The following is a 24368-nucleotide window of genomic DNA, read 5'->3' on the forward strand; positions in this document are numbered from 1 at the left end:
TGAATGTCTTTCTTTAAGAAGATAAAAGATAAAATATCAGGGACGAATGAAGTGGTAGCAGAGAAGTTTAAAGATGGACTGACGAAGACACGCGATTCATTTACATCGAAAGTGAACGATTTAGTATTTAGATTCCGTGTGGTTGATGAAGAATTCTTCGAAGAACTGGAAGAAGTATTACTTCAAGCGGATGTCGGTTTTGAAACCGTTATGGAACTGATTGATTTGCTGAAAGAAGAAGTCCAACGCAAGAACATTAAAAACACGACTGGTATGCAGTCATTGATTTCAGAGAAACTTGTAGAAATCTATAATTCAGGCGAAGTAGTTTCTAGTGAGTTGAATATCGAAGAAGGTAGACTGAACGTAATATTGATGGTTGGCGTGAACGGTGTGGGGAAGACGACAACGATCGGTAAAATGGCTGCCCGCCTTAAAAATGAAGGGAAAACCGTTATGCTTGCTGCTGGGGATACATTCCGCGCAGGCGCCATTGAACAGCTTGTTGTCTGGGGAGAGCGTACTGGTGTAGAGGTTGTCCGTCAAGCGGAAGGTTCAGATCCGGCTGCCGTTATTTTTGACGCAGTGAAAGCAGCTAAGAAGCGTAACGTAGATGTTTTAATTTGTGATACAGCGGGCCGCTTACAAAATAAAGTAAACTTGATGAATGAGCTTGAAAAAGTACATCGCATCATTGGTCGTGAAATTGAAGACGCTCCTCATGAAGTATTGTTAGCTTTGGATGCGACGACTGGTCAGAACGCATTAATCCAAGCGCAAACATTTAACGAAGTGACGAACGTAACAGGTATTGTATTGACAAAACTAGATGGTACAGCAAAAGGCGGCATTGTACTGGCAATTCGTAATAAGCTCGATATCCCCGTGAAGTTTGTCGGTCTTGGTGAAGGTATCGATGACTTACAACCTTTCGACCCAGAGAAATATGTCTATGGGTTATTTGCGAACGGATTAGAAATGGAAGAAGCAGAAGAAATTGAAACCGAAACTGAAGAAGACAAGTAAAAGTACTTGACAGCAATACGTGTGCACGATATTATATAATAGTGACTGAAGGAGGTCGTGATCTTGCTTGAAAAAACGACAAGAGTGAACTTCCTCTTTGATTTTTATCAATCATTATTAACTGACAAACAACGTTTATATATGCAATTATATTATTTAGATGATCTTTCTCTCGGTGAAATTGCTGAGCAATATGGCGTATCGAGACAGGCAGTGTACGACAATGTGAAACGGACTGAGGCTATGCTCGAAGATTACGAGAAGAAACTCAATCTGTTCGAAAAGCATGAAGGTCGACTTGAAATTGTAGAGTTGCTAGAAGAAATGGCGCCTACTGAAAATTCAAATCGCTTCATGAAATTGCTACATACCTTAAAAGACTTTGAATAGGGGGGATTGTCTATGGCATTTGAAGGTCTAGCCGAACGCCTGCAAGGAACCATGAATAAAATTACAGGCAAAGGTAAAATCAACGAAGCTGACGTAAAAGAAATGATGCGTGAAGTGCGTTTTGCACTAATTGAGGCAGACGTTAACTTGAAAGTCGTTAAACAATTTGTCAAGACGGTCAGCGAGCGCTCAGTAGGTCAGGATGTAATGAAGAGTTTGACGCCTGGTCAGCAAGTGGTGAAAATCGTAAAAGACGAATTAACGAATCTAATGGGTGGAGAACAAAACCCTATTCAGTTCGCGCGTAAATCGCCTACGGTCATCATGATGGTAGGCTTGCAAGGTGCTGGTAAAACGACAACTACTGGTAAATTGGCCACAGTTTTACGTAAAAAACATAATAAGAAACCTCTGCTTGTGGCGGCGGATATTTATCGTCCGGCAGCGATCCAACAACTCGAAACATTAGGTAAACAGATCACGGTACCTGTATTTTCTATGGGAACTGATCAATCACCTGTTGAAATTGCTCGCAAAGCGATGGAAGAGGCAGAACGTGAGCATAATGACGTTGTAATCATTGATACAGCGGGTCGACTCCATGTGGATGAAGCACTCATGCAAGAATTGAAAGATATTCGTGAGTTGACTAATCCTGATGAAGTCTTCCTCGTAGTGGACGCGATGACAGGTCAAGATGCAGTCAACGTTGCCAAAAGTTTCGATGATACAATAGGAATCACTGGCGTCATCCTGACAAAACTTGATGGGGATACACGTGGTGGTGCGGCGTTATCGATTCGTACCGTTACTGAAAAACCAATAAAATTTGTTGGTATGGGTGAGAAGATGGATGCACTCGAACCATTCCATCCAGAGCGTATGGCATCACGGATTCTTGGTATGGGCGATGTCATGTCTTTGATTGAAAAAGCACAGGAAAATGTGGATGAGGATAAAGCGAAAGAGTTAGAGCAGAAATTGCGCACTCAAAGCTTTACACTTGATGACTTTCTCGATCAAATGCAACAAGTAAAGAAGATGGGACCACTCGACGAAATTTTGAAAATGATGCCGGGTGCAAACAAAATCAAAGGACTCGACAATGCTAAAGTGGATGAGAGTCAGATGGGTCGTGTAGAAGCAGTCATTTATTCTATGACGCTTGCTGAACGGGAAAACCCAGAAATTATTAATGCGAGCCGTAAAAAAAGAATTGCTACAGGGTCTGGAACTTCCACACAGGAAGTCAACCGTTTGCTGAAGCAGTTTGAGGAAATGAAGAAAATGGTTAAGCAAATGACCAACATGCAACAAAAAGGTAAGAAGAAAGGTAAAATGCCTGGTTTTGATGCGTTTTTTAAATAAAATAGAGGGTGTTAAGAAAAAACCCTTTACAAACAAATAAAAACTTGGTAATATACTATCTTGTGTGAAACTATTCGGAGGTGTAGATAATAATGGCAGTTAAAATTCGTCTAAAACGTATGGGAGCTAAGAGATCTCCTTTTTATCGTATTGTAGTAGCTGATGCACGTGCACCACGTGACGGCCGTCAAATCGATCAGGTTGGTACATACAACCCGCTTACAAAGCCAGCAACAGTTGAAATCAACGAAGAATTGGCTTTGAAATGGCTTCAAGATGGAGCTAAACCATCTGATACAGTTCGTAACTTGTTCTCAGAACAAGGTATCATGGAAAAATTCCATAACGCTAAATACAGCAAGTAATTTGGAGGGGTGGACATGAAGCAGCTGATTGAAACAATTGTAAAACCGTTAGTCGATTACCCGGACGACGTGAAAGTGGTATCTGAAGAACAGTCTCAACGAGTCGTTTATCAGTTATCAGTGAATGCGGAGGATATGGGTAAAGTGATCGGGAAGCAAGGTCGTGTGGCAAAAGCGATCCGTACGATTGTTTACTCAGCAGCAGGCAGCCACCACGGCAAAAAAGTGTATTTGGATATCTTGGATTGATCCAAAAGGAAGGAGCCTCGGTTCCTTCCTTTTTTGCACGAATAAATACTTTTAGTCATATAATGGAGGCGAAATAATGGAATGGTTTAATGTAGGCACGATTGTGAATACGCATGGTATTAAAGGTGAAGTTCGCGTAATGTCCAAAACAGATTTTCCAGATGAACGATATGAAGTGGGAAGTGAGCTCGCGATCTTCATGCCGAAAAGCAAAGCACCTACGTTTGTCAAAGTGATCAGTCATCGTAAGCATAAAAACTTTGATTTACTAATGTTCGAAGGATATCCGAATATTAATGACGTCGAGAAGTTTCGCGACGGTGTGATCAAGGTATCGGAGAAAGAATTGACAGAACTCGGGGAAAATGAATTTTATTATCATGAAATCATTGGCTGCCGTGTGATTACAGAAACAGGTGAAGAAATCGGTACGGTTACAGAAATTATCGAAACGGGTGCCAATGATGTATGGGAAGTAACGCCTACTGAAGGCAAGCCGCATTATATTCCCTATATCGAAGATGTTGTAAAGGATATCGATATTGATGAGCAGATTATCAAAATTGAATTGATGGACGGATTACTTTCATGATGAAAATCGACGTTCTCTCTTTGTTCCCAGAGATGTTTGAGGGTGTACTTCATTCTTCCATCATGAAAAAAGCGCAAGAACAACAAGCTGCATCGTTTAAAGTCACAGACTTTCGTGACTTTTCGACAAACAAACATAGAAAAGTGGATGATTATCCGTACGGAGGCGGTGCGGGAATGGTATTAAAACCCGAACCACTCTTTGCGGCTGTCGAAGCCGTCACTAACACTAGTAATGGTAAGCCTCGCGTTATCCTCATGTGTCCGCAAGGCGAACGATTCACGCAGAAGAAAGCAGAAGAACTTGCGAAAGAGCAGCATCTAGTTTTCATCTGTGGTCACTATGAAGGATACGATGAGAGAATTCGTGAATATTTGGTTACGGATGAAATCTCACTCGGTGACTTTGTATTAACTGGTGGAGAAGTGGCTTCTATGGCGATCATTGATAGTGTTGTGCGATTACTTCCTGACGTTCTAGGTAACGACCAGTCGGCTGTCCACGATTCGTTTTCGACGGGTATGTTGGAACATCCACAATACACTCGACCTGCTACGTTCAACGGCCTTGAGGTGCCTTCTGTGCTGTTGTCGGGCAATCATGCCGAGATTGATAAGTGGAGAGAAGAGCAGGCATTCATTCGCACGGCACAACGCCGTCCTGAATTATTGCAAGAAGCGCCGTTAACAGATTATCAAAAAAAACTCTATCAGCAATGGAAACAAAAAAGAGACTAAATTTGCTTGATTCGTTAACAGGCGTGTGCTATGATTTATAAAGCGCTTTTTAAGAGCGCCTATTTTACTGTTGTTCCGCTGCAAAGCAAAACGTGCAAGAGCATCAGAAAAGAAGGAGAGAAAAAATATGCAAAAACTAATTGCAGATATTACAAAAGATCAGTTACGCACTGAACACCCTTCATTCCGTCCTGGCGATACACTTCGCTTGCACGTGAAGATCATCGAGGGAACTCGTGAGCGTATCCAGTTATTCGAAGGTATTGTTATCAAACGTCGCGGTGGCGGAATCAGCGAAACTTTCACTGTGCGTAAAATTTCAAACGGTGTTGGAGTGGAGCGTACATTCCCATTACACACGCCTAAGCTAGCTCAAATTGAAGTGACTCGTCGCGGTAAAGTTCGTCGTGCGAAGTTGTACTACCTACGTAAACTACGTGGTAAAGCAGCACGTATCAAAGAACTCCGCTAATAAGATAAACAGAAACGAAGGGGGCCTTGCACTTGGCCTCCTTTCTTTTTGCTCAGAAAGACAATTGGCTGTACAATAATAACAGACAGGGCAGGAGGCTGGATTGATGGAAGAGAAAAAAACGAGAAGTGAAGGACTAGAATGGATTAAAGCATTATTAATAGCGTTTGGATTAGCCGCCATTATTCGTATCTTTTTATTCACACCCATCGTCGTTGATGGTATTTCCATGATGCCAACGTTGGAACATGGTGACCGCATGATCGTTAATAAAATCGGCTATACGATAGGTGAACCTCATCGTTTTGACATCGTAGTATTCCATGCACCTGAGCAGAAAGATTATATTAAACGTGTAATTGGTCTGCCAGGAGATACAGTGGAGTATAAAGATGATGTCCTTTATGTAAATGATGAAGCGTATGAAGAACCGTATCTCGAACAATACAAATCTGAAGTACAGGATGGCACACTGACGGAAGATTTCACACTGCAAGATGTGCCGCAAATCGATGCGCAAACAGTTCCGGAAGATCACATATTTGTTATGGGTGATAACCGTCGGAAAAGTAAAGATTCTAGACATATTGGAGCCGTATCAATCGATGAAGTCATCGGTAGTACGAGTGTAGTATTCTGGCCGATTAAAGATTTCGGTCTTGTGAAATAACGAAAGGAGACGATTCGAATGACTATTCAATGGTTTCCGGGCCATATGGCGAAAGCGAGACGAGAAGTCTCAGAAAAGTTAAAATTAGTTGATATAGTATTTGAATTAATTGATGCTAGATTGCCACTTTCATCACGTAATCCTATGATAGACGAAGTCACGCAACAGAAACCGAGATTGCTGATTTTGAATAAGATGGACTTAGCGGATGAAATACAAACTAAACGCTGGATTACCTACTTTGAAAAGCAAGGCTTACGTACAGTTGCTATTAATTCATTTGAAGGTAAAGGTCTCCAAACAGTCACCAGGGCTGCTAAAGAAATTTTGCAGCCGAAGTATGATCGCATGAAGCAGCGAGGCATACGTCCTGGGGCAATTCGCGCCATGATTGTCGGCATTCCAAACGTTGGTAAATCTACGTTGATTAACCGATTAGCTAAGAAAAATATCGCTAAAACAGGAAATAAGCCAGGCGTAACGAAAGCGCAACAATGGATCAAATTCGAGAAAGAATTAGAACTTCTGGACACGCCGGGAGTGCTTTGGCCGAAATTTGAAGATCAACAAGTAGGTTATAAATTAGCTCTAACGGGGGCAATTAAAGACTCCGTATTGAATATGGAGGAGCTTGCAGTATATGGACTTCGGTTTTTGGAGTCGCATTATCCTGATAGACTGGCACAGCGCTATGAAATGACAACAGTGGGTGACAATATCCAATCGTTGTTCGATAAAATCGGCGAACGTCGAAAAGTATATACAGTAGGCGGAGAAATCGATTATGACAAAGTAGCAGAAATGATCGTACAAGACATCCGCGACCAGCAAGTAGGTAAATTAACATTCGATTTTCCTGAAGAATTCGAATGACTAGAAGCAACGGCTTGGAACTCTGTTTCCGAACCGTTGCTTTTTTGTCGAAAAAACCATATGGAAACCGATATAATACGTAGACAAACATATTTTAGATGGACAGGTGAAGAAATTGACAACGATACAGCAAATAAAAAAACAATTACTAGAGTTACAAGAACCAAATGATTGGCTTACAGAACTTGAAAACGACACTAGAAAGGGTGTCCAGCAAGCAATTATTCAATGGCGCACTCGATATACTAAAAAACAAGCACTTATTCAAGAATTTCAAAAGAAAATAGCGTTTGATGATTCCTATAGATCCTCAAGAGTTTTGTTAGTCGCTGGAATTGACGAAGCTGGGAGAGGACCTCTGGCGGGACCGGTAGTTACAGCTGCGGTTATACTACCTGAAGATTGTTCGGCCCTTATCGGATTGGACGACTCGAAAAAAGTTTCCAAGGAGAAGAGGCAGGAATTTGCTCGACTAATTAAGGAACAGGCTGTGGCGTACGCCATACACGTGCAGCCTGCTAAAGTAATAGATGAATTGAATATATACCAGGCAACAAAGCAATCAATGGAAGTAGCTATAAGTGAACTTGAGATTGCGCCACATGCGGTTTTAGCAGATGCCATGAATTTGCAAACAGTTTGCCCGTGTTATTCCATTATAAAAGGAGATGAAAAAAGCTTAACTATCGCAGCTGCTTCTATATTAGCCAAGACTACACGTGATGAACTGATGAATGAATTGCATGAGGAGTTTCCTTGGTATGCATTTAATGAAAATGCAGGATATGGAACTGCGAAACATTTACAAGGACTTGAAACGCATGGATTTTCCGAACACCATCGCAAATCATTCGAGCCGATCAAAACGATGTGGAGGGATCGACAATGAATTTACATTCATTATCTGCTTCATTTGCAAAAACTGCTACGGAAACTCAGCCGCTATCTCTAAAAGAAGGACAAATGATACATGGAAAGATCACACAATTATTTCCTGGTCAAATGGCGCAAGTTCAAGTTGGAAATCAACAGTTGTTTGCTAAATTGGAAGTACCCATGCAAGCGGGAGATCATTATTACTTCAAAGTCAATGGCACTGAACCTGAATTGCAGTTGCAGGTTGTTTCCGGTCCAATGCGTGGTGGAGAAGGTCAGTCGGCTCAATTAACCCAGTTAATGGATTCACTGCATGTACCTAAATCACAAGAAATGAAAGATATACTCGTGACGATGATTAAGCAAAAAATTCCTATGACAAAAGAAAATATGCTTGAGGCTGTCCAACTTCTGAAATCGTTACCAGATGGAATGAAAGCTGAGGCACTTGCTACGCTTGGTAAAATCGCTGAAGCAAAACTACCTTTCACGCCAGTTATATTTCAATCGCTTCTACAAGCTCAGACAGGCACGATTGCGCAGCAAATGACGACGTTACTAGCTACCATCCAAAATGAGCCTAATCTTCCTCCAACGATGCGTGAGCAGCTTCTAACGACGATGCAATCTCTGACTTCCCCTATGAGCCGGGTGATAGGGAAGGAACTGCTTAGTCAAAGTGTATCTCAATTGCTAAATCCACAAACGAGTAAAGCGGATCGGTTTGAAGTACTGCGCTTATTAAAAAATGCTGATATACTGCCAGCTCGAACATCGTTGGCCAATTTGCCTCAAGTACTGGCTGACCTGGTCACTAAAGCGAGTATGCAACCTGCTAGTGCTACAAGTAGCATAACGAATCAAGCAGATGCTAGTAAAACCATCCACTCTTTATTAAGTCAACTGGGTCAAACACCGGCCGCAAATCACCAAACAATAAAAGCGATTGTGAAAAATATTACACAACAATTACCGAACACAGCGCTTTTGGAACCTGTAAAAAATGCGTTGCAGACTGTAATTAATCAGTTGACCGAACAACCGCTGACGGATCGTTCTAAAGCTACTGTGGTTGAACAATTTAGTAAAGTGTTTATCCAAGCTCAAGCTATCGCAACACAAACAACCGCGACATCGGGACTAACTAGCATAGCGCAACAAGCTGTAGTTACCCCAGCTACCATGCAATCGGTCCATACAGCAATTGGTCAAATAAGCCAATTGCCAGTAGCAAACCAAGAAGCAATTAAAATAAACGTACAGCATTTGACCCAACAGCTGAGTAGTAATCCAGCTTTACCTGAATCAATGAAAAATGCATTACAAAATGTATTGAATCAATTTGCTCAGCAACCAATGACAGATGGTGCAAAAACAATGCTAGTCGAACAACTTAGTCAAACATTGGTGCAACAAGCGAGCAAGCAAGAAACAGCCGTTGTGCCATTACAGCAACAAACTATCATGAAAGAGGTACAACAGTCAGTTCCGTCGCTCTTAGTACCGCCTGAGAAAGTGGATGAGGTACTTCGGGCATTGATGCAAACGGCTGAAAAATCAGGGAATAATCAAGTGAAACAACTCATCCATACAGCTGAAGCTCAAGCATCACAGACGATGAACGGAGCTGCCATGAAAGAGACTATCCAACACGTATTCAGTACATTAGGAGTGAATTATGAAGCAATGCTTGGAGGAAAAGAATCTGATGCAGCCAATTTGGCAAGTACATTAAAACCACAATTACTAGCCATGCTTCAGGACCCATCGCTTTCACCCGCATTACGTGATGCAGCAGAGACAATGGTGCTTCGCATGAATGGGACTTTACTCCAATCAGGGGATACAGGCACACAACAACAGCTGATTATGCAACTACCACTTGAACTATTCGGTAAGAAAATCGATGCTACGCTGCAATGGAATAGTCGGATGAAGGAAAATGGGAAAATCGATCCGGCGTTTGCGCGGATATTGTTTTATTTAGACTTGGAATCACTATCGACAACATTGGTTGATATGCATGTGCAAAACAAAGTTGTAAACTTAACGGTTTTTAATGATTTACCATCTCTAAAAACGACTGGACCACTCTTTCAAGATGTATTAAAGGATGGCCTAGAAGGAGTTGGCTACAAACTTTCTGGTGTTACTTTCAAACCATTCACAGAAAAACAGCACGATATCAAAAAAACGGTCAGCACCTTCCAATTAGATGAGGGAGGAGTAGATTACAGGATATGAAAGAACAACAACGATTTACTAGAAAAGAAGCCATTGCACTGTCCTATGACCCTGAAGTATCAGATGCTCCGAAAGTAATAGCCAAAGGTAAAGGGAAAATAGCGGAGAATATTCTGGAACGTGCGAAAGAACATGCTATTCCTGTGCAAGAAGATCCAAGTCTGCTGGAGTTACTTGGTCAATTAAATGTCAATGAAACAATACCAGAAGAACTATATCAAGCTGTATCGGAAGTATTCGCTTATATATATCGTTTAGATCGTGAAAAAAGTAAGATGAAATAAGAGGGAGTTTAAATTGTTGAAAATTAAAGAATTTTGTTTTGCAATAGCGATTCTTGGACAAAGTGTGACGGTTTGATTACAATAAAGCAGTAGTTGAACTTCAAGCAATTGTAAATCGAATGGAGGCAGTACGTATGAACATCCATGAATATCAAGGGAAGCAGCTATTAAGAGATTATGGAGTGGCTGTTTCAAAAGGCCGTGTCGCGTTTTCACCGAAAGACGCAATGGCAGTGGCAAAAGAAATTGGGACAGTACCTATCGTGGTAAAGGCCCAAATCCATGCAGGTGGACGAGGTAAAGCAGGCGGAGTCAAGATTGTGAAAACTCTTGACGAAGTGCGCGCAGTGGCAGCTGATTTAATCGGTAAGCAACTCGTTACACACCAAACAGGTCCTAAAGGACAAGAAGTAAAGCGTCTTCTTGTTGAAGAAGGAATTGATATCGAAAAAGAATTTTATATTGGTCTTGTCGTTGACCGGGCAACAGATCGTGTAACATTGATGGGATCTGCAGAAGGCGGCGTGGAAATCGAAGAAGTGGCAGAACATAGCCCTGAAAAGATTTTCTATGAAGTAATCGACCCAGTAGTTGGATTGGTTCCTTTCCAAGCGCGTCGTATGGCGTTTAATATGGAAATTCCTAGCAATTTAATTAATAAAGCAGTAAGCTTTTTCCTAGGTTTATATAAAGTGTTCAGCGAAAAAGATGCATCTATCGTTGAAATTAATCCACTTGTTGTTACAAAAGATCAACGAGTACTTGCGTTGGATGCGAAATTCAACTTTGACGACAATGCTACATTCCGTCATAAGGACATTATGGAATTACGCGACTTTGATGAAGAGGATCCGAAAGAAATTGAAGCATCCAAGTATGACCTAAGCTATATTTCCCTTGATGGAAATATTGGTTGTATGGTAAATGGAGCCGGTTTAGCGATGGCTACAATGGATACGATCCATTTCTACGGCGGAGAACCCGCTAACTTCTTGGACGTTGGGGGCGGTGCAAAGAAAGAAAAAGTTGCTGCCGCTTTCAAAATCATTTTATCCGATCCAAAAGTTAAAGGTATTTTTGTCAATATCTTTGGTGGAATCATGAAATGTGACGTAATTGCTGAAGGTGTCATTGAAGCAGCTAAAGAAGTTGGTCTTCAAGTACCACTTGTTGTACGTCTTGAAGGAACGAATGTAGAACGCGGGAAAGCCTTGCTGAAAGAATCCGGTATTAATATCGTTGCAGCGGATTCCATGGCAGAAGGCGCGAAAAAAATCGTTGAGTTGATAGGATAAGAAAGGCAGGTACAAATCATGAGTATTTATGTGAATAAAGATACAAAAGTCATTGTACAAGGAATTACAGGTTCCACTGCCCTGTTCCATACACAGCAAATGTTGGAATATGGTACGAAAATTGTCGCTGGCGTAACGCCTGGTAAAGGCGGTCAGACGGCGGAAGGCGTGCCGGTATTTGACACTGTGGAAGAAGCAGTAAAAGAAACAGGCGCAACAGTTTCCATTATTTATGTACCTGCACCATATGCAGCAGACGCAATTATGGAAGGCGTTGACGCAGGACTAGAAATGGTAATCTGTATTACAGAACATATTCCTGTCCTTGATATGATTAAAGTGAAACGTTATATGGAAGGCAAAGAGACGCGATTGATTGGTCCGAACTGTCCGGGTGTTATTACGGCAGACGAGACGAAAATTGGTATCATGCCAGGCTATATTCATACAAAAGGGCACGTGGGCGTAGTTTCTCGTTCAGGTACATTAACTTATGAAGCGGTTCACCAGTTAACTCAAGAAGGCATTGGTCAAACTACAGCTGTCGGAATTGGTGGAGACCCGGTAAATGGTACGAACTTTATCGATGTCTTGAAAGCATTCAACGAAGATCCAGAAACATATGCAGTAGTCATGATCGGTGAAATTGGTGGTACTGCAGAAGAAGAAGCAGCCACTTGGATTAAAGAAAATATGACGAAGCCTGTAGTAGGCTTTATCGGCGGTCAAACTGCACCTGAAGGTAAGCGTATGGGACACGCAGGTGCTATAATTTCCGGTGGTAAAGGGACAGCTGCAGATAAAATCAAAGCTCTACAAGCAGCTGACGTTCAAGTTGCGGAGACACCTTCAGTCATAGGTGAAACATTAATTAAAGTTCTGAAAGAAAAAGGACTATACGAGAAATGTAAAACAAAGTAAACTGAAAGGAGTAGCTTAATTGCTACTCCTTTTTTCGTGCTCATGCTTGTAGTGTCGAACGGAGGAGAATTCGATGCTATATACCCATCAGCAACTACAATTACTGAACATACAATATATCCATCCCGTACCTTTTAATCGTTTTACAAGGCTTTTGAAGGAAAACCCTTCATTAGAAGATTTACATTCTTATTCAGCTCTGCAATGGTCGCGGATTTTTAATATACCGATAGAAAGATTGGAACAGTTTTCAGTGAAATTTAATGAGATATCTTGTTTTCCGATAGTAGAAATGCTGAAGGAAAACGGTGTAACCCCCATTACTTATTTTCATTCGAATTATCCTAGTGAATTAAGACAATTATGTGATCCTCCTGCGGTTCTTTATACTAAAGGGAATGAGGTTTTGTTGAAAAAGCAACTTCGTGTAGGGATCATTGGCTCTCGTAAAGCTACAAGCTATTCCAAAATGGCGCTGGAATTTATTGTGCCACCGCTCGTCGATCATCAAATCCCAATTGTTTCAGGCTTAGCAGATGGAGCGGACACGATGGCTCATCAAGCGGCTATCGAATATGGCGGGGAAACAATTGGCGTACTAGGTCATGGGTTCTCACATATGTATCCAAAAAAGAATCAAAAAATAGCTGAAGAAATGGCGAAAAATCATTTACTCGTGACGGAGTATCCACCATACTTTCCGCCAGCAAAATGGACATTTCCTATGCGCAATCGAATTATCAGTGGTTTGTCTAGCGCGCTAGTCATTACAGAATCTGTCGAAAGAAGCGGAACGATGAGTACAGTGGAGCATGCTCTTGATCATGGAAAAGAAATATTTGCAGTACCTGGTGCTATAGATTCCCCTCTTTCAGCGGGTCCAAATAAGCTGTTGGATGAAGGAGCCAAGCCGTTGTGGAGTGGTTATCAGATTGTTGATTCTTTACTATAAACCGGCATAACCTCTTTTTGGCAGATGTTTAAAAGGTTGCATTATCCTGAAAACTGTTATACATTTTGCAACAGATATTCTTTTGCTGAATAAATATAAAGAAATCTCTCTGAGGAGGGAACGATATGGCAGATTACTTAGTAATAGTGGAATCGCCTGCTAAAGCGAAAACGATTGAACGTTACTTAGGAAAAAAGTATAAAGTTAGTGCATCACTTGGTCATTTACGTGATTTACCCCGCAGTCAAATGGGTGTAGATACCGAAAATAACTATGAACCGAAGTATATTACGATTCGAGGAAAAGGACCGATACTTCAAGATTTAAAAAAAGAAGCAAAAAAAGCGAAGAAAATTTTTCTCGCGGCTGACCCGGATCGTGAAGGGGAAGCAATAGCTTGGCATTTATCACATCAATTAGGTGTAGATATCGAATCAGATTGTCGCGTAGTATTCAATGAAATTACAAAAGAAGCAATCAAAGAATCATTTAAACATCCACGACCTATTGATATGGATTTAGTAGACGCGCAACAAGCCAGAAGGATTTTGGATAGATTAGTAGGCTATAACATCAGTCCGATCCTTTGGAAGAAAGTTAAGAAGGGATTATCCGCAGGGCGTGTGCAATCAGTGGCTTTGCGTTTGATCATCGACCGGGAAAATGAAATCAATGCATTTGAACCAGAAGAGTACTGGTCCATCACTTCACAATTCACTAAAGGTGATAAAACTTTTGAAGCACAATTTTATGGCGATGCTTCAGAAAAAGTGAAACTGACGAATCAGGAACAAGTGGAAAAAATAGTCAACTCAATAAAACCGGACGAATTCGAAGTATCCAAAGTAGTGAAGAAAGAACGTAAACGTAATCCGGCATTGCCGTTTACAACATCATCCCTTCAGCAAGAGGCAGCACGTAAGCTGAACTTCCGCGCGAGGAAGACGATGATGCTTGCACAACAATTATATGAAGGAATTGCGATTGGAAAAGAAGGTACAGTCGGTTTGATTACGTATATGCGTACCGATTCGACGAGGATTTCTGATACCGCAAAAGAAGAAGTGAAATCATTCATCCATACGATGTATGGTGAAGAGTATATTTCAACTAGTACGAAAAAAGCGAAAGCTAAAGCGAAGACACAAGATGCGCATGAAGCAGTAAGACCGACTTCAGCTATGCGACCACCAGATGCAATGAAAGCGTTCTTAACGAGAGACCAACATCGTCTATATAAACTGATCTGGGAACGTCTCATCGCAAGTCAGATGGCGCCAGCGGTTTTGGATACAGTAACTGCTGATTTTTTAAATGGAGATATTCGTTTCAGAGCATCGGGATCACAAGTGAAATTCCCAGGCTTTATGAAAGTTTATATCGAAGGCAATGATGATCAACAAGAAGAAAAAGAGAATATACTACCGCCGCTTGAAGAAGGCGAGCGAATTAAATATGCAGACATAGATCCAAAACAGCATTTCACACAACCGCCACCAAGGTATTCGGAGGCACGTTTAGTGAAGACACTTGAGGAGCTAGGTATAGGTAGGCCTTCTACGTATGCACCCACACTTGATACCATTCAAAAGCGTGGCTATGTCACACTAGATGCCAAGCGGTTTATTCCAACAGAACTTGGGGGAATCGTACATCAGGCAGTTAATCAATACTTCCCAGATATTATCGATATCGAATTTACAAGACAGATGGAGCAGCGTCTTGACCATGTGGAGGAAGGCACAATCGAATGGCGTACAGTGATCGATGATTTCTATCGCGATTTCGAAAAGCACGTAGAAGTAGCCGATGCCGAAATGGAAAAGATTGAAATTAAAGATGAGCCAGCGGGTGAAGATTGTGAAAAATGTGGTTCTCCGATGGTTTATAAGATGGGCCGCTACGGAAAATTCATGGCGTGCTCTAATTTCCCGGACTGTCGTAATACAAAAGCCATTATTAAACCAATTGGCGTGAAATGTCCAAAGTGTAAAGAAGGCGAAGTCGTTGAACGTAAAAGTAAAACGAAGAGAATCTTCTTTGGTTGTGATCAATATCCTGAATGCGACTACGTTTCATGGGATAAACCGATCACAAGACCATGTCCGAAATGTCAGCACACAATGGTCGAAAAACGCCTGAAAAAGGGTGTTCAAATCCAATGTACTGATTGTGATTATAAAGAGGAACCGCAAGGCTAAAGTGATAAAAGTAATTCAACATAATGAGAAAGAGGTAGTTGTAATGACGCAAATTGTAAATGTGATTGGTGCAGGATTAGCTGGAAGTGAAGCTGCTTGGCAATTAGCTAATAGAGGAGTCCAAGTGAAATTATTCGAAATGCGTCCCGTGAAGCAAACCCCAGCCCATCATACAGATAAATTTGCGGAGTTAGTATGCAGCAACTCGTTGCGTGCCAATAACCTGACGAACGCAGTAGGTGTGATCAAAGAAGAGATGCGTCAATTCAATTCATTAATTATTCAAGCTGCGGATGATTGTGCAGTACCTGCTGGCGGTGCGCTTGCAGTAGACCGTCATGAATTTGCTGACAACGTTACTGAAAAGATCCGGAATCATCCGAATATAGAAGTCATTAATGAAGAAGTGACAAAATTACCGGAAGGAATTACGGTAATCGCATCTGGACCACTAACGTCGCCGGCGTTAGCTGAAGAAATTCGACAGCTAACTGGAGAAGATTATTTATACTTCTATGATGCCGCAGCTCCCATCGTAGAAGCCGATTCCATCGATATGGATAAAGTTTATTTGAAATCACGTTATGATAAAGGTGAAGCTGCTTATTTAAACTGTCCTATGAACACGGAGGAATTCGAGCGTTTCTATGAAGCCTTAACTTCAGCTGAAGTGGCTCCTTTAAAGGATTTTGAAAAAGAGCTTTACTTTGAAGGATGTATGCCAATCGAAGAAATGGCGAAGCGCGGTGTAAAAACGATGTTATTCGGTCCGTTAAAACCGGTTGGACTAGAAGATCCTAAAACAGGAAAAGAACCAAAAGCGGTTATTCAATTACGGCAGGATAACGCAGCTGGAACATTATATAATCTAGTAGGATTTCAGACGCATCTTAAATGGGGAGCACAAAAAGAAGTATTGAAACTAATACCTGGATTGGAAAATGTGGATATCGTGCGCTATGGTGTGATGCATCGTAATACATTCATCAACTCACCTAGAGTCTTGAATTGCACGTATCAACTTAAATCACAGCCGACTGTTCTGTTTGCGGGTCAGGTAACAGGTGTAGAAGGTTATGTAGAGTCAGCGGGATCAGGATTGATTGCTGGTATTAATGCAGCACAATTGGCAAAAAGCGAGAAACCTGTTCGATTTCCGAGAGAAACCGCACTTGGCAGCATGGCGCGTTATATCACAGAAGCTGATCCAAATAACTTCCAGCCAATTAATATCAATTTCGGATTATTCCCTGAGCTGAATAGAAGATATAGAACGAAAGCCGAACGTGCAAACAAACATGCAACACGCGCATTGGATGCAATACAAGAATTTAAATCAACGACAAATGTATAACTAAAATCTTTGCTTTAATAACTTGAGGTCGTACTGAAGACAGAACTCCATCTAATCGGGGTTCTGTCTTCAGTTTTTTAGTTGTAGTAGCATTATGCAACTTCCTAATGTATATATCGTCTTATATTGAGGAAGAAATGATGATCAGTATGATGAAAAATTACTTAGCTATTAAAGCAATTTGACTGTTATGTGACGAAAATAGTTCTTATATCTAAAAATGATCAACAATCAGTTTTTCAAAGTTGCCCAAATTTCCTTGCTAATGTATAGTGTTTTAGGGACAACATTCGGCTTTGATAGTTTATTTCGAACTATATGTAATCAATAATCTTTCGAATCTTCAGGTGCACGTTGTACGAGGATAAATTCGTATCGAGGTGATAAAATGATTCCTGAAATAAATCAATTGGCAGAAGAATATGTATCCTATATTCGTCTAGAGAAAAACTACTCATCCTACACGGTCGCGGAGTATGAAAAAGATCTTCGGGATTTTTTATTATTCTTGCAAGAAGAGGGAATAGAGAAAATGGAAGACGTCGACTACCCCGTAGCTAGACTGTATGTTACACGTCTATATGATCGTTCTTATGCGAGAACAAGCATTTCCAGGAAAATATCAGCTATCCGGTCGTTTTTTAAATTCATTAATGCGCGATACGGGATTGAAGATCAAGCATTTCGATTATTGTATCATCCGAAGCAAGAAGAACGCCTTCCTGCTTTTTTCTATGAGCAAGAGCTAGAAAAGCTTTTTGAAGTGACGATGGGAGAAGATTTTCGCTCTTTGCGAGATCGTGCTTTACTCGAGTTGCTTTATGCAACGGGGATCCGGGTCGGTGAACTAGTAGAAATCGAAGTGCAAGATGTGGATCATTATTTAGGAATTGTGAAAGTAATGGGTAAAGGACGAAAAGAACGTTTTGTGCCATTCGGGAGTTTTGCAGAGGAAGCTTTGCAACACTATATAGACAGTAGTCGTCCAAGATTGATGAAGCAAAAGAAGCATACAAAATTGTTCGTCAATCTACGTGGAGATCCTTTAACAGATCGTGGTGTGCGCTACGTATTAGATGACTTAATGAAAAAAGCATCCTTGCATACTAATATAACGCCACATATGATCCGTCATACGTTTGCGACTCATTTACTTGGCGCTGGAGCAGATCTCCGGTCCGTACAAGAACTTCTGGGACATAGTCATCTATCGTCAACTCAGGTCTATACCCATATCACAAATGAACATTTACGCCAGACTTATTTACAAACGCACCCTCGTGCTTAGGAGGAACTATAATGAAATTTCATGCAACTACGATATTTGCTATTCATCATGATGGGCAATGTGCTATGTCAGGTGATGGGCAAGTGACGATGGGTGAATCAGTCGTCATGAAACACACAGCGAAGAAAGTCCGTAGATTATATAACGGCAAAGTCTTAGCTGGTTTTGCTGGTTCTGTAGCGGATGCATTTACGCTATTTGACTTATTTGAAGCGAAACTCAATGAATACGATGGAAATCTTCAACGGGCGTCAGTTGAACTTGCTAAAGAATGGCGTGGAGATCGAATCCTGCGTAAGTTAGAAGCGTTGTTACTCGTTATGGACGAAAATACACTGTTACTTGTCTCGGGTACTGGTGAAGTAATAGAACCGGATGACGGAGTATTGGCAATTGGTTCCGGAGGTAATTATGCACTAGCAGCCGGACGTGCACTGAAGAAACATAGCAGTGAATTGACAGCGAAAGAAATAGCTGAAATTTCACTTGAGACAGCGGCCGATATTTGTGTGTTCACCAATCATAATATTATCGTGGAGGTGCTTTAAGTGATGAAGCAAGAAATGACTCCTAAAGCGCTCACAGCGTATTTAAATCGTTATATTATTGGGCAGGAAAAAGCTAAAAAAGCAGTTGCAGTGGCTATGCGAAATCGTTATCGTCGTATGCAATTGACTGCTGAAGAACAAGAAGAAGTCATTCCGAAAAACATTTTGATGATCGGACCTACCGGTGTCGGTAAAACAGAAATTGCACGAAGGATTGCAAAGCTGATCCATGCACCTTTCGTAAAGGTAGAAGCGACAAAATTTACGGAAGTCGGATATGTTGGAAGAGATGTTGAGTCAATGATTCGCGATTTAACTGAAGTCGGAGTACGCATGGTAAAAGAGGATATGCGCGAAGCGGTTAAAAAGCAGTCTCAAAAGCTTGCGGAAGAACGTTTAGTAAAGTTACTAGTGCCTGAAGCAAAAAAGAATACAGAAGGTCAAAATCCTTTCGAAATGTTTTTCGGTCAAAAAACGCAGCCTGAGCCTGAACAAACTGAAGATCAATCCGAAATTAGACGAAAGCGTTCAGACATAGCTGTACAACTTGCGAATGGTCAAATCGAAGAAAAAATGGTGACGGTAGAAGTGCAAGCGCAACAACCATCTTTATTCGATGCATTGCAAGGGTCCGGTATGGATCAAATGTCAGGCATGCAAGACGCTTTATCATCACTCATGCCGAAGAAGAAAGTTCAGCGTCGCATGAAAGTAAAAGACGCGAGAATCGTATTGGAAGCAGAAGAAGCGGATAAGTTAATTGATCAAGATGAAGTAGCACGCAAAGGAATTGAATTAACAGAACAAGCGGGAATTATTTTCCTTGATGAAATGGATAAAATCGCAAGTAGCAACCAAAAGTCTTCTGGTGAAGTATCTCGCGAAGGTGTCCAACGCGATATTTTGCCAATAGTCGAAGGTTCTACAGTCACAACAAAATACGGGGCTGTTAAGACAGATTATATTTTGTTCATTGCTGCTGGAGCCTTCCATATGTCGAAGCCATCTGATATTATTCCGGAGCTTCAAGGTAGATTCCCGATTCGTGTAGAATTAGACAAATTGACAAAAGATGATTTTGAGCGCATACTGCGAGAACCGGATTTTTCTTTATTAAAACAATATGAACGCCTTCTTGCGACAGAAGAAGTTGAAATTGAATTTACAGACGAAGCGATCAGCAAGCTGGCTGAAATTGCATACGAAGTAAATAATGAAACAGAAAATATTGGTGCTAGAAGATTGCATACGATTTTGGAAAAGTTGCTAGAAGATTTATCATTCGAAGCGGCGGAAATCGGCCCTGCATCTATTAAGATCACACCAGCTTATGTGGACGAAAAGCTGGATGGAATTGTAAAGAACAAAGATTTGTCACATTTTATTCTATAAGGAAGTCGTAATAGTTTATTTAACGATTGAAAACCTTTAGAATATTCATTAAAGTCAGAAGAAATCCTTGAGGAGGAACAATAGAAATGAGTTTATTAGTTAAAACAAGAAAAATCAATGCAATGTTACAAAAAGGTGCAGGCGGTCCTGTTAACTTTAAAGAGATGGCAGAAGAGCTAAGCGACGTAATCGATTGTAATGCTTTTATCGTAAGCAGAAAAGGTAAATTACTTGGTTTAGAAATCCACCATCAAATCGACAATGATCGTATGAAGAAGATGTTCGAAGATCGTAAATTCCCAGAAGAGTATACGACTCGCTTGTTCCAGATTAATGAGACATCTCCAAATATCGATATCGAGAGCGAACATACAGTATTTCCTATCGAAAACAAAGAACTATTCCAAGAAGGTTTAACTACGATCGTACCAATCATTGGTGGTGGCGAGCGCTTGGGTACTTTGATTCTTGCACGATTAAAAGAAGGATTTACAGAAGATGATTTAATCCTTGCTGAATATGGTGCAACGGTAGTCGGTATGGAAATCTTACGTGAAAAGTCTGAGGAAATTGAACATGAAGCTCGCAGTAAAGCGGTTGTACAAATGGCAATCAACTCATTGTCTTACAGTGAGCATGAAGCAATCGAGCACATCTTCAAAGAGTTAGACGGAAATGAAGGGTTGCTTGTAGCATCTAAAATTGCTGACCGTGTTGGAATTACACGTTCAGTTATCGTCAATGCACTTCGTAAACTTGAAAGTGCTGGTGTTATTGAATCGCGTTCTTTAGGAATGAAAGGTACGTATATTAAAGTATTGAACGATAAGTTCCTAGAAGAGCTTGAAAAGCATAATTCATAATAGTAAATATCAATTTAAAATAATGTTTAAACACTGAAGGGCCTTCCGTAATTACGGATTCCCTTCAGTGTTTTATTTTTTTTATATACTTTCTCTATGTTAGAGCGGAACTCATATACAGTTTTATATATTACGTAGGAAATATTAATTAGATCCGTATTAATTCATAAAAGGTGTTGGTGAGCTGGGAAGCATCATATCATCTGTCAGAGCAAGCCGTTTACACTATACGACAAATTGTGATAAAATAACCCGATTTTATAAAAAAACCACACTTACTAATTATATTAAAAATAAATTCATATCAGACTAAGTGATTAGTGTTAATGTATAGACTACTCTGAATACCGTGTAGTGGTTACTTTATACTATAAAATCATTTAGAAAACATTGGACAAAAATCATTAGTCTCAGCTACAATAGGAAAGTAGAATAATAAGAAATAACCTTTTTGATTAAAGATATTATTAAAGATTAGTATGAACTATAAAGAATTCTAAAATAACCGCGAAAAATGTACTAATTTACGGAAAGGTGGGGAAACGATGGAGATTTATGGTGGTACCATCAACCTGCTTGAAAAAGGATTGGACTACTCATCTGCGAAAGGTAAAGCAATTTCGCAAAATATAGCGAATGTAGACACTCCCAACTATAAAACTAAAAATGTCAATTTTAAAGAAGTGTTTTCTGATGAGAAAAGTAAAGGCATAGAGGCATACAAAACCGACTCGAAGCATTTAGACTTTACACATTCTACGACAAGTAAAACATTCGATGTATCTAATTTACGTTATCGACAAGATCGCAATGGTGTTGATATGGACAAAGAACAAGCAGATTTAGCTGCAAATCAAATTTATAACTCTGCTTTGATAGAACGATTAAACGGGAAATTCAATTCATTACAAAGTGTTATTAAAGGAGGTCGTTGATCATGAGTATATTTCATAGTCTGAACTCGTCGACTTCTGCATTGACTGCTCAACGGTTACGTATGGATGTCATATCTTCCAATATGGCGAATGTTGATTCTACTCGGGCCAAGCAAGTAGAAGGCGAGTGGGAGCCGTATAGAAGAAAAACAGTCACTTTACAACCGAAGGAAGGTCAGTTCTCTTCATTCTTGCAAGCAGCAAGAGGTGTTCACTCACATGGTAATGCGGGAAATGGTGTGGCCGTAACACGTGTGAAAGAAGATCGGGAGACTCCGTTCAAATTGGTATTTGATCCCTCTCATCCTGATGCGAATGAAGAAGGTTATGTAGAGATGCCAAATATTGACCCATTGCGCGAAATGATTGATTTAATGTCTGCAACGAGATCGTATGAAGCGAATGTAACTGCGTTGAATGCAAATAAATCTATGCTTATGAAAGCGCTGGAGATCGGAAGATAATATAGTAGTATTCAAATAGGAGTGAACTAGATGGCTATACAATCTATTACAGGTGCTATGCCTGCAATGACGATGCAGCAACCCGAAGTGAAAGCACAGCGAACACCTTTTGAAGCTCAACAGAATTTCTCGGCAATGTTGAACGACGCAATTCATCAGGTAGACAACACGCAAAAGGTCTCAGATACTATGACAGCGAAGCTTGCTAAAGGTGAAGATGTCGATTTACACAATGTGATGATTTCGGCACAAAAAGCGAGTATTGCATTAAATGCAACAGTAGAAATGCGAAATAAAGTAGTAGAAGCATACCAAGAAATCATTAGAATGCCTGTCTAACAGATAGAGAGCACTGGGCACAAGTGGAATCTGGCCTAGTGAGGCTGACCGGGGGATTAGAATGAAAGAAAGATTGACAAAGCTCAGAGCCGATCTCAAAGCTTTCTGGGGAAGTCGGACAAAAAATCAAAAGATTATATATATAACGACAGCGGCGGGCATAATAGCACTGGCGGTTTTTTTTAACAATGACTATGTCCCGTACTACATATGTAACGCTCTATTCAGAAGTGTCACCTTCTGAAATTGGACGGATAAAAGAAGTCCTAGATGGACAGGGAGTGCCATATTTAGTGGAACCGGGTGGTACTGCAATTTCAGTGCCTGAAAAACAACTGGATAATTTACGTGTATCACTAGCGGCAGAAGGTTTCCCAGATTCGGGTCTAATCGATTATTCATTCTTCTCGGATAATGCCGGGTTTGGTACTACGGATAATGAATTTAATATGATTAAGCTTGCTGCAATGCAAACAGAATTAGCTAATCTAATAAAGGGTATAGAAGGTATTAAGGATGCAAAAGTAATGCTTACTTTACCGACAGAGGGAATTTTCGTAAATGACACGACATCGGAAGCTAGTGCAGCGATTATGTTGAAGACAAATCCCGGACAAAGCTTTTCTGAACAACAAATCACATCACTTTATAATCTAGTATCAAAAAGCTTGCCTAACCTATCTAATGAGAATATCGTCATTCAAAACCAATATTTTGAGTACTTTGATCTAAAAGATGCAGGAGATTCTTACGGAGCTAGTGTGACGGATCAAATGGGTGTGAAAAAGACCATTGAGCGCGACTTGCAACGACAGGTTCAAATGATGCTCGGTACGTTGATGGGGCAAGACAAAGTAGTTGTATCCGTTACGACAGATATCGACTTTAAAAAAGAGCAACGTGAAGAGAATCTTGTGACACCGGTGGATCCTGAAAACATGGAAGGTATTGCACTGAGCGTGCAAAGGATAACTGAATCATTCTCAGGTACCAATCCGGCAGTAGGCGGTACACCTGAAGGGGAAGATCCGACTGATAATCGGACTACCTATGTTGAAGGTGAAGGTGGAGACGGAGATTACGAGCGTCTAGAAGAAACAATTAATAATGAAGTAAATAGAATTAGAAAAGATATAGTAGAGAGCCCATACAAAATTAGTAATATCGGTATCCAAGTGATGATTGAACCCCCTACTGCTGATGATCCAACCTCATTGGAGCCTGAAGTACGACAGGATGTTGAACGTATTTTAGAGACGATAGTACGTACTTCATTGGATACAGAAGTAGCTGGAGAATTAACAGAGGAAATACTGGCTGAGAAAATAGCAGTTTCAGTTCAACCATTAAAGGGGAAAAACATCGCGTTTGAAGATACTAAGACATTCATTCCATGGTGGGTATATGTGATTGGCGGTGTATTGCTACTTGCAATTATTGTTTTAGTTGTGCTGTTCTTGCGTAAGAGACGCAATGAAGCAGAAATGGAAGAAGAGCTGGCGTTGGAACAAGCTCAGACTCAATTAGATTCAGTACAAATCGATGACATCAACATGGAACAAGAGACAGAAGCGACAGCGCGTAGAAAACAATTGGAGAAAATGGCTAAAGAAAAACCTGAAGAGTTTGCGAAACTATTGCGAACATGGATCGCCAAAGAATAACGGAGG

General features: G+C 40.6%; 25 protein-coding genes and 1 pseudogene. All 26 read left to right on the top strand.

All coding sequences use genetic code 11. From position 1 onward, the window contains the following. Positions 1–3 precede the first annotated feature (3 nt). Positions 4–1026, top strand: a complete 1023-nt coding sequence (gene ftsY / locus CSV64_RS00725; protein ID WP_099633145.1) for a signal recognition particle-docking protein FtsY — start codon at positions 4–6, stop codon at positions 1024–1026. Between the two features lie 63 nt (positions 1027–1089). Further along, the gene (locus tag CSV64_RS00730) at positions 1090–1416 is read left to right on the top strand and encodes a putative DNA-binding protein (RefSeq protein WP_369802859.1); all 327 of its coding nucleotides are present in this window, start codon (positions 1090–1092) and stop codon (positions 1414–1416) included. A 12-nt stretch (positions 1417–1428) separates the two neighbouring features. Next, positions 1429–2784, top strand: a complete 1356-nt coding sequence (gene ffh, locus CSV64_RS00735; RefSeq protein WP_099633146.1) for a signal recognition particle protein — start codon at positions 1429–1431, stop codon at positions 2782–2784. Positions 2785–2876: 92 nt separating this feature from the next. Then, positions 2877–3149, top strand: a complete 273-nt coding sequence (rpsP, locus tag CSV64_RS00740; RefSeq protein ID WP_029052320.1) for a 30S ribosomal protein S16 — start codon at positions 2877–2879, stop codon at positions 3147–3149. Between the two features lie 15 nt (positions 3150–3164). Further along, entirely contained in the window at positions 3165–3398 is a 234-nt protein-coding gene (locus CSV64_RS00745) for a KH domain-containing protein (protein WP_081244337.1), read from the top strand. Between the two features lie 76 nt (positions 3399–3474). After that, entirely contained in the window at positions 3475–3990 is a 516-nt protein-coding gene (rimM, locus tag CSV64_RS00750) for a ribosome maturation factor RimM (protein ID WP_099633147.1), read from the top strand. Beyond that, positions 3987–4727 carry a tRNA (guanosine(37)-N1)-methyltransferase TrmD gene (trmD, locus tag CSV64_RS00755; protein ID WP_099633148.1) on the top strand — a complete coding sequence of 247 codons (741 nt, stop codon included), beginning with the start codon at positions 3987–3989 and terminating at the stop codon, positions 4725–4727. The genes rimM and trmD overlap by 4 nt, the downstream gene beginning before the upstream one ends. A 127-nt stretch (positions 4728–4854) precedes the next feature. Then, positions 4855–5199 (top strand): 50S ribosomal protein L19, encoded by a 345-nt coding sequence (rplS, locus tag CSV64_RS00760; RefSeq protein WP_085133217.1) that lies wholly within the window; start codon positions 4855–4857, stop codon positions 5197–5199. Between the two features lie 103 nt (positions 5200–5302). Then, positions 5303–5869 (top strand): signal peptidase I, encoded by a 567-nt coding sequence (gene lepB, locus CSV64_RS00765; protein ID WP_369823470.1) that lies wholly within the window; start codon positions 5303–5305, stop codon positions 5867–5869. A gap of 18 nt (positions 5870–5887) precedes the next feature. After that, positions 5888–6742 (top strand): ribosome biogenesis GTPase YlqF, encoded by an 855-nt coding sequence (gene ylqF, locus CSV64_RS00770; protein WP_099633150.1) that lies wholly within the window; start codon positions 5888–5890, stop codon positions 6740–6742. Between the two features lie 115 nt (positions 6743–6857). Continuing rightward, positions 6858–7631 (top strand): ribonuclease HII, encoded by a 774-nt coding sequence (locus CSV64_RS00775; protein WP_099633151.1) that lies wholly within the window; start codon positions 6858–6860, stop codon positions 7629–7631. Beyond that, positions 7628–9862, top strand: coding sequence for a hypothetical protein (locus CSV64_RS00780; RefSeq protein WP_099633152.1), 2235 nt, complete (start codon positions 7628–7630; stop codon positions 9860–9862). Before CSV64_RS00775 ends, CSV64_RS00780 begins: the two co-directional genes overlap by 4 nt. Beyond that, positions 9859–10146, top strand: a complete 288-nt coding sequence (locus CSV64_RS00785; protein WP_099633153.1) for an EscU/YscU/HrcU family type III secretion system export apparatus switch protein — start codon at positions 9859–9861, stop codon at positions 10144–10146. The genes CSV64_RS00780 and CSV64_RS00785 overlap by 4 nt, the downstream gene beginning before the upstream one ends. Positions 10147–10280: 134 nt before the next feature. Next, complete coding sequence (gene sucC / locus CSV64_RS00790; protein WP_099633154.1) at positions 10281–11441, top strand: ADP-forming succinate--CoA ligase subunit beta; 1161 nt, start codon at positions 10281–10283, stop codon at positions 11439–11441. A gap of 18 nt (positions 11442–11459) precedes the next feature. Further along, positions 11460–12362, top strand: a complete 903-nt coding sequence (gene sucD / locus CSV64_RS00795) for a succinate--CoA ligase subunit alpha (protein WP_099633155.1) — start codon at positions 11460–11462, stop codon at positions 12360–12362. A gap of 73 nt (positions 12363–12435) precedes the next feature. Continuing rightward, complete coding sequence (gene dprA / locus CSV64_RS00800) at positions 12436–13314, top strand: DNA-processing protein DprA (protein WP_099633156.1); 879 nt, start codon at positions 12436–12438, stop codon at positions 13312–13314. Positions 13315–13439: 125 nt separating this feature from the next. Beyond that, a complete protein-coding gene (gene topA / locus CSV64_RS00805; protein WP_099633157.1) occupies positions 13440–15515 on the top strand; it encodes a type I DNA topoisomerase in 2076 nt (691 codons plus the stop codon). A gap of 43 nt (positions 15516–15558) precedes the next feature. Then, the gene (gene trmFO, locus CSV64_RS00810; protein ID WP_099633158.1) at positions 15559–16869 is read left to right on the top strand and encodes an FADH(2)-oxidizing methylenetetrahydrofolate--tRNA-(uracil(54)-C(5))-methyltransferase TrmFO; all 1311 of its coding nucleotides are present in this window, start codon (positions 15559–15561) and stop codon (positions 16867–16869) included. A 388-nt stretch (positions 16870–17257) separates the two neighbouring features. Further along, positions 17258–18157 (top strand): tyrosine recombinase XerC, encoded by a 900-nt coding sequence (xerC, locus tag CSV64_RS00815; RefSeq protein ID WP_099633159.1) that lies wholly within the window; start codon positions 17258–17260, stop codon positions 18155–18157. Between the two features lie 8 nt (positions 18158–18165). Further along, positions 18166–18705, top strand: coding sequence for an ATP-dependent protease subunit HslV (gene hslV / locus CSV64_RS00820; protein WP_099633160.1), 540 nt, complete (start codon positions 18166–18168; stop codon positions 18703–18705). Positions 18706–18708: 3 nt separating this feature from the next. Further along, positions 18709–20097, top strand: a complete 1389-nt coding sequence (gene hslU / locus CSV64_RS00825; RefSeq protein WP_099633316.1) for an ATP-dependent protease ATPase subunit HslU — start codon at positions 18709–18711, stop codon at positions 20095–20097. An 86-nt stretch (positions 20098–20183) separates the two neighbouring features. Further along, positions 20184–20960 (top strand): GTP-sensing pleiotropic transcriptional regulator CodY, encoded by a 777-nt coding sequence (gene codY / locus CSV64_RS00830; RefSeq protein ID WP_099633161.1) that lies wholly within the window; start codon positions 20184–20186, stop codon positions 20958–20960. A 545-nt stretch (positions 20961–21505) separates the two neighbouring features. Then, the gene (flgB, locus tag CSV64_RS00835) at positions 21506–21895 is read left to right on the top strand and encodes a flagellar basal body rod protein FlgB (RefSeq protein ID WP_099633162.1); all 390 of its coding nucleotides are present in this window, start codon (positions 21506–21508) and stop codon (positions 21893–21895) included. Between the two features lie 2 nt (positions 21896–21897). Next, on the top strand, positions 21898–22359 hold the full coding sequence (flgC, locus tag CSV64_RS00840; RefSeq protein WP_099633163.1) for a flagellar basal body rod protein FlgC: 462 nt from the start codon (positions 21898–21900) through the stop codon (positions 22357–22359). Positions 22360–22389: 30 nt separating this feature from the next. After that, positions 22390–22698 (top strand): flagellar hook-basal body complex protein FliE, encoded by a 309-nt coding sequence (gene fliE / locus CSV64_RS00845; protein WP_099633164.1) that lies wholly within the window; start codon positions 22390–22392, stop codon positions 22696–22698. Between the two features lie 61 nt (positions 22699–22759). Continuing rightward, positions 22760–24362: pseudogene (gene fliF, locus CSV64_RS00850) on the top strand (flagellar basal-body MS-ring/collar protein FliF). Positions 24363–24368: the final 6 nt, after the last annotated feature.

The organism is Sporosarcina sp. P32b (assembly GCF_002743335.1).
Taxonomy (GTDB): Bacteria; Bacillota; Bacilli; order Bacillales_A; family Planococcaceae; genus Sporosarcina.

Coding starts and splice junctions, on each gene's coding strand:
- rpsP (WP_029052320.1), top strand. CDS start 2,877: ATGGCAGTTAAAATTCGTCTAAAACGTATGGGAGCTAAGAGATCTCCT.
- topA (WP_099633157.1), top strand. CDS start 13,440: ATGGCAGATTACTTAGTAATAGTGGAATCGCCTGCTAAAGCGAAAACG.
- sucC (WP_099633154.1), top strand. CDS start 10,281: ATGAACATCCATGAATATCAAGGGAAGCAGCTATTAAGAGATTATGGA.
- CSV64_RS00780 (WP_099633152.1), top strand. CDS start 7,628: ATGAATTTACATTCATTATCTGCTTCATTTGCAAAAACTGCTACGGAA.
- ffh (WP_099633146.1), top strand. CDS start 1,429: ATGGCATTTGAAGGTCTAGCCGAACGCCTGCAAGGAACCATGAATAAA.
- dprA (WP_099633156.1), top strand. CDS start 12,436: ATGCTATATACCCATCAGCAACTACAATTACTGAACATACAATATATC.
- ylqF (WP_099633150.1), top strand. CDS start 5,888: ATGACTATTCAATGGTTTCCGGGCCATATGGCGAAAGCGAGACGAGAA.
- rimM (WP_099633147.1), top strand. CDS start 3,475: ATGGAATGGTTTAATGTAGGCACGATTGTGAATACGCATGGTATTAAA.
- CSV64_RS00745 (WP_081244337.1), top strand. CDS start 3,165: ATGAAGCAGCTGATTGAAACAATTGTAAAACCGTTAGTCGATTACCCG.
- hslU (WP_099633316.1), top strand. CDS start 18,709: ATGAAGCAAGAAATGACTCCTAAAGCGCTCACAGCGTATTTAAATCGT.
- xerC (WP_099633159.1), top strand. CDS start 17,258: ATGATTCCTGAAATAAATCAATTGGCAGAAGAATATGTATCCTATATT.
- fliE (WP_099633164.1), top strand. CDS start 22,390: ATGGCTATACAATCTATTACAGGTGCTATGCCTGCAATGACGATGCAG.
- ftsY (WP_099633145.1), top strand. CDS start 4: ATGTCTTTCTTTAAGAAGATAAAAGATAAAATATCAGGGACGAATGAA.
- trmD (WP_099633148.1), top strand. CDS start 3,987: ATGATGAAAATCGACGTTCTCTCTTTGTTCCCAGAGATGTTTGAGGGT.
- rplS (WP_085133217.1), top strand. CDS start 4,855: ATGCAAAAACTAATTGCAGATATTACAAAAGATCAGTTACGCACTGAA.
- flgB (WP_099633162.1), top strand. CDS start 21,506: ATGGAGATTTATGGTGGTACCATCAACCTGCTTGAAAAAGGATTGGAC.
- CSV64_RS00785 (WP_099633153.1), top strand. CDS start 9,859: ATGAAAGAACAACAACGATTTACTAGAAAAGAAGCCATTGCACTGTCC.
- codY (WP_099633161.1), top strand. CDS start 20,184: ATGAGTTTATTAGTTAAAACAAGAAAAATCAATGCAATGTTACAAAAA.
- sucD (WP_099633155.1), top strand. CDS start 11,460: ATGAGTATTTATGTGAATAAAGATACAAAAGTCATTGTACAAGGAATT.
- trmFO (WP_099633158.1), top strand. CDS start 15,559: ATGACGCAAATTGTAAATGTGATTGGTGCAGGATTAGCTGGAAGTGAA.
- flgC (WP_099633163.1), top strand. CDS start 21,898: ATGAGTATATTTCATAGTCTGAACTCGTCGACTTCTGCATTGACTGCT.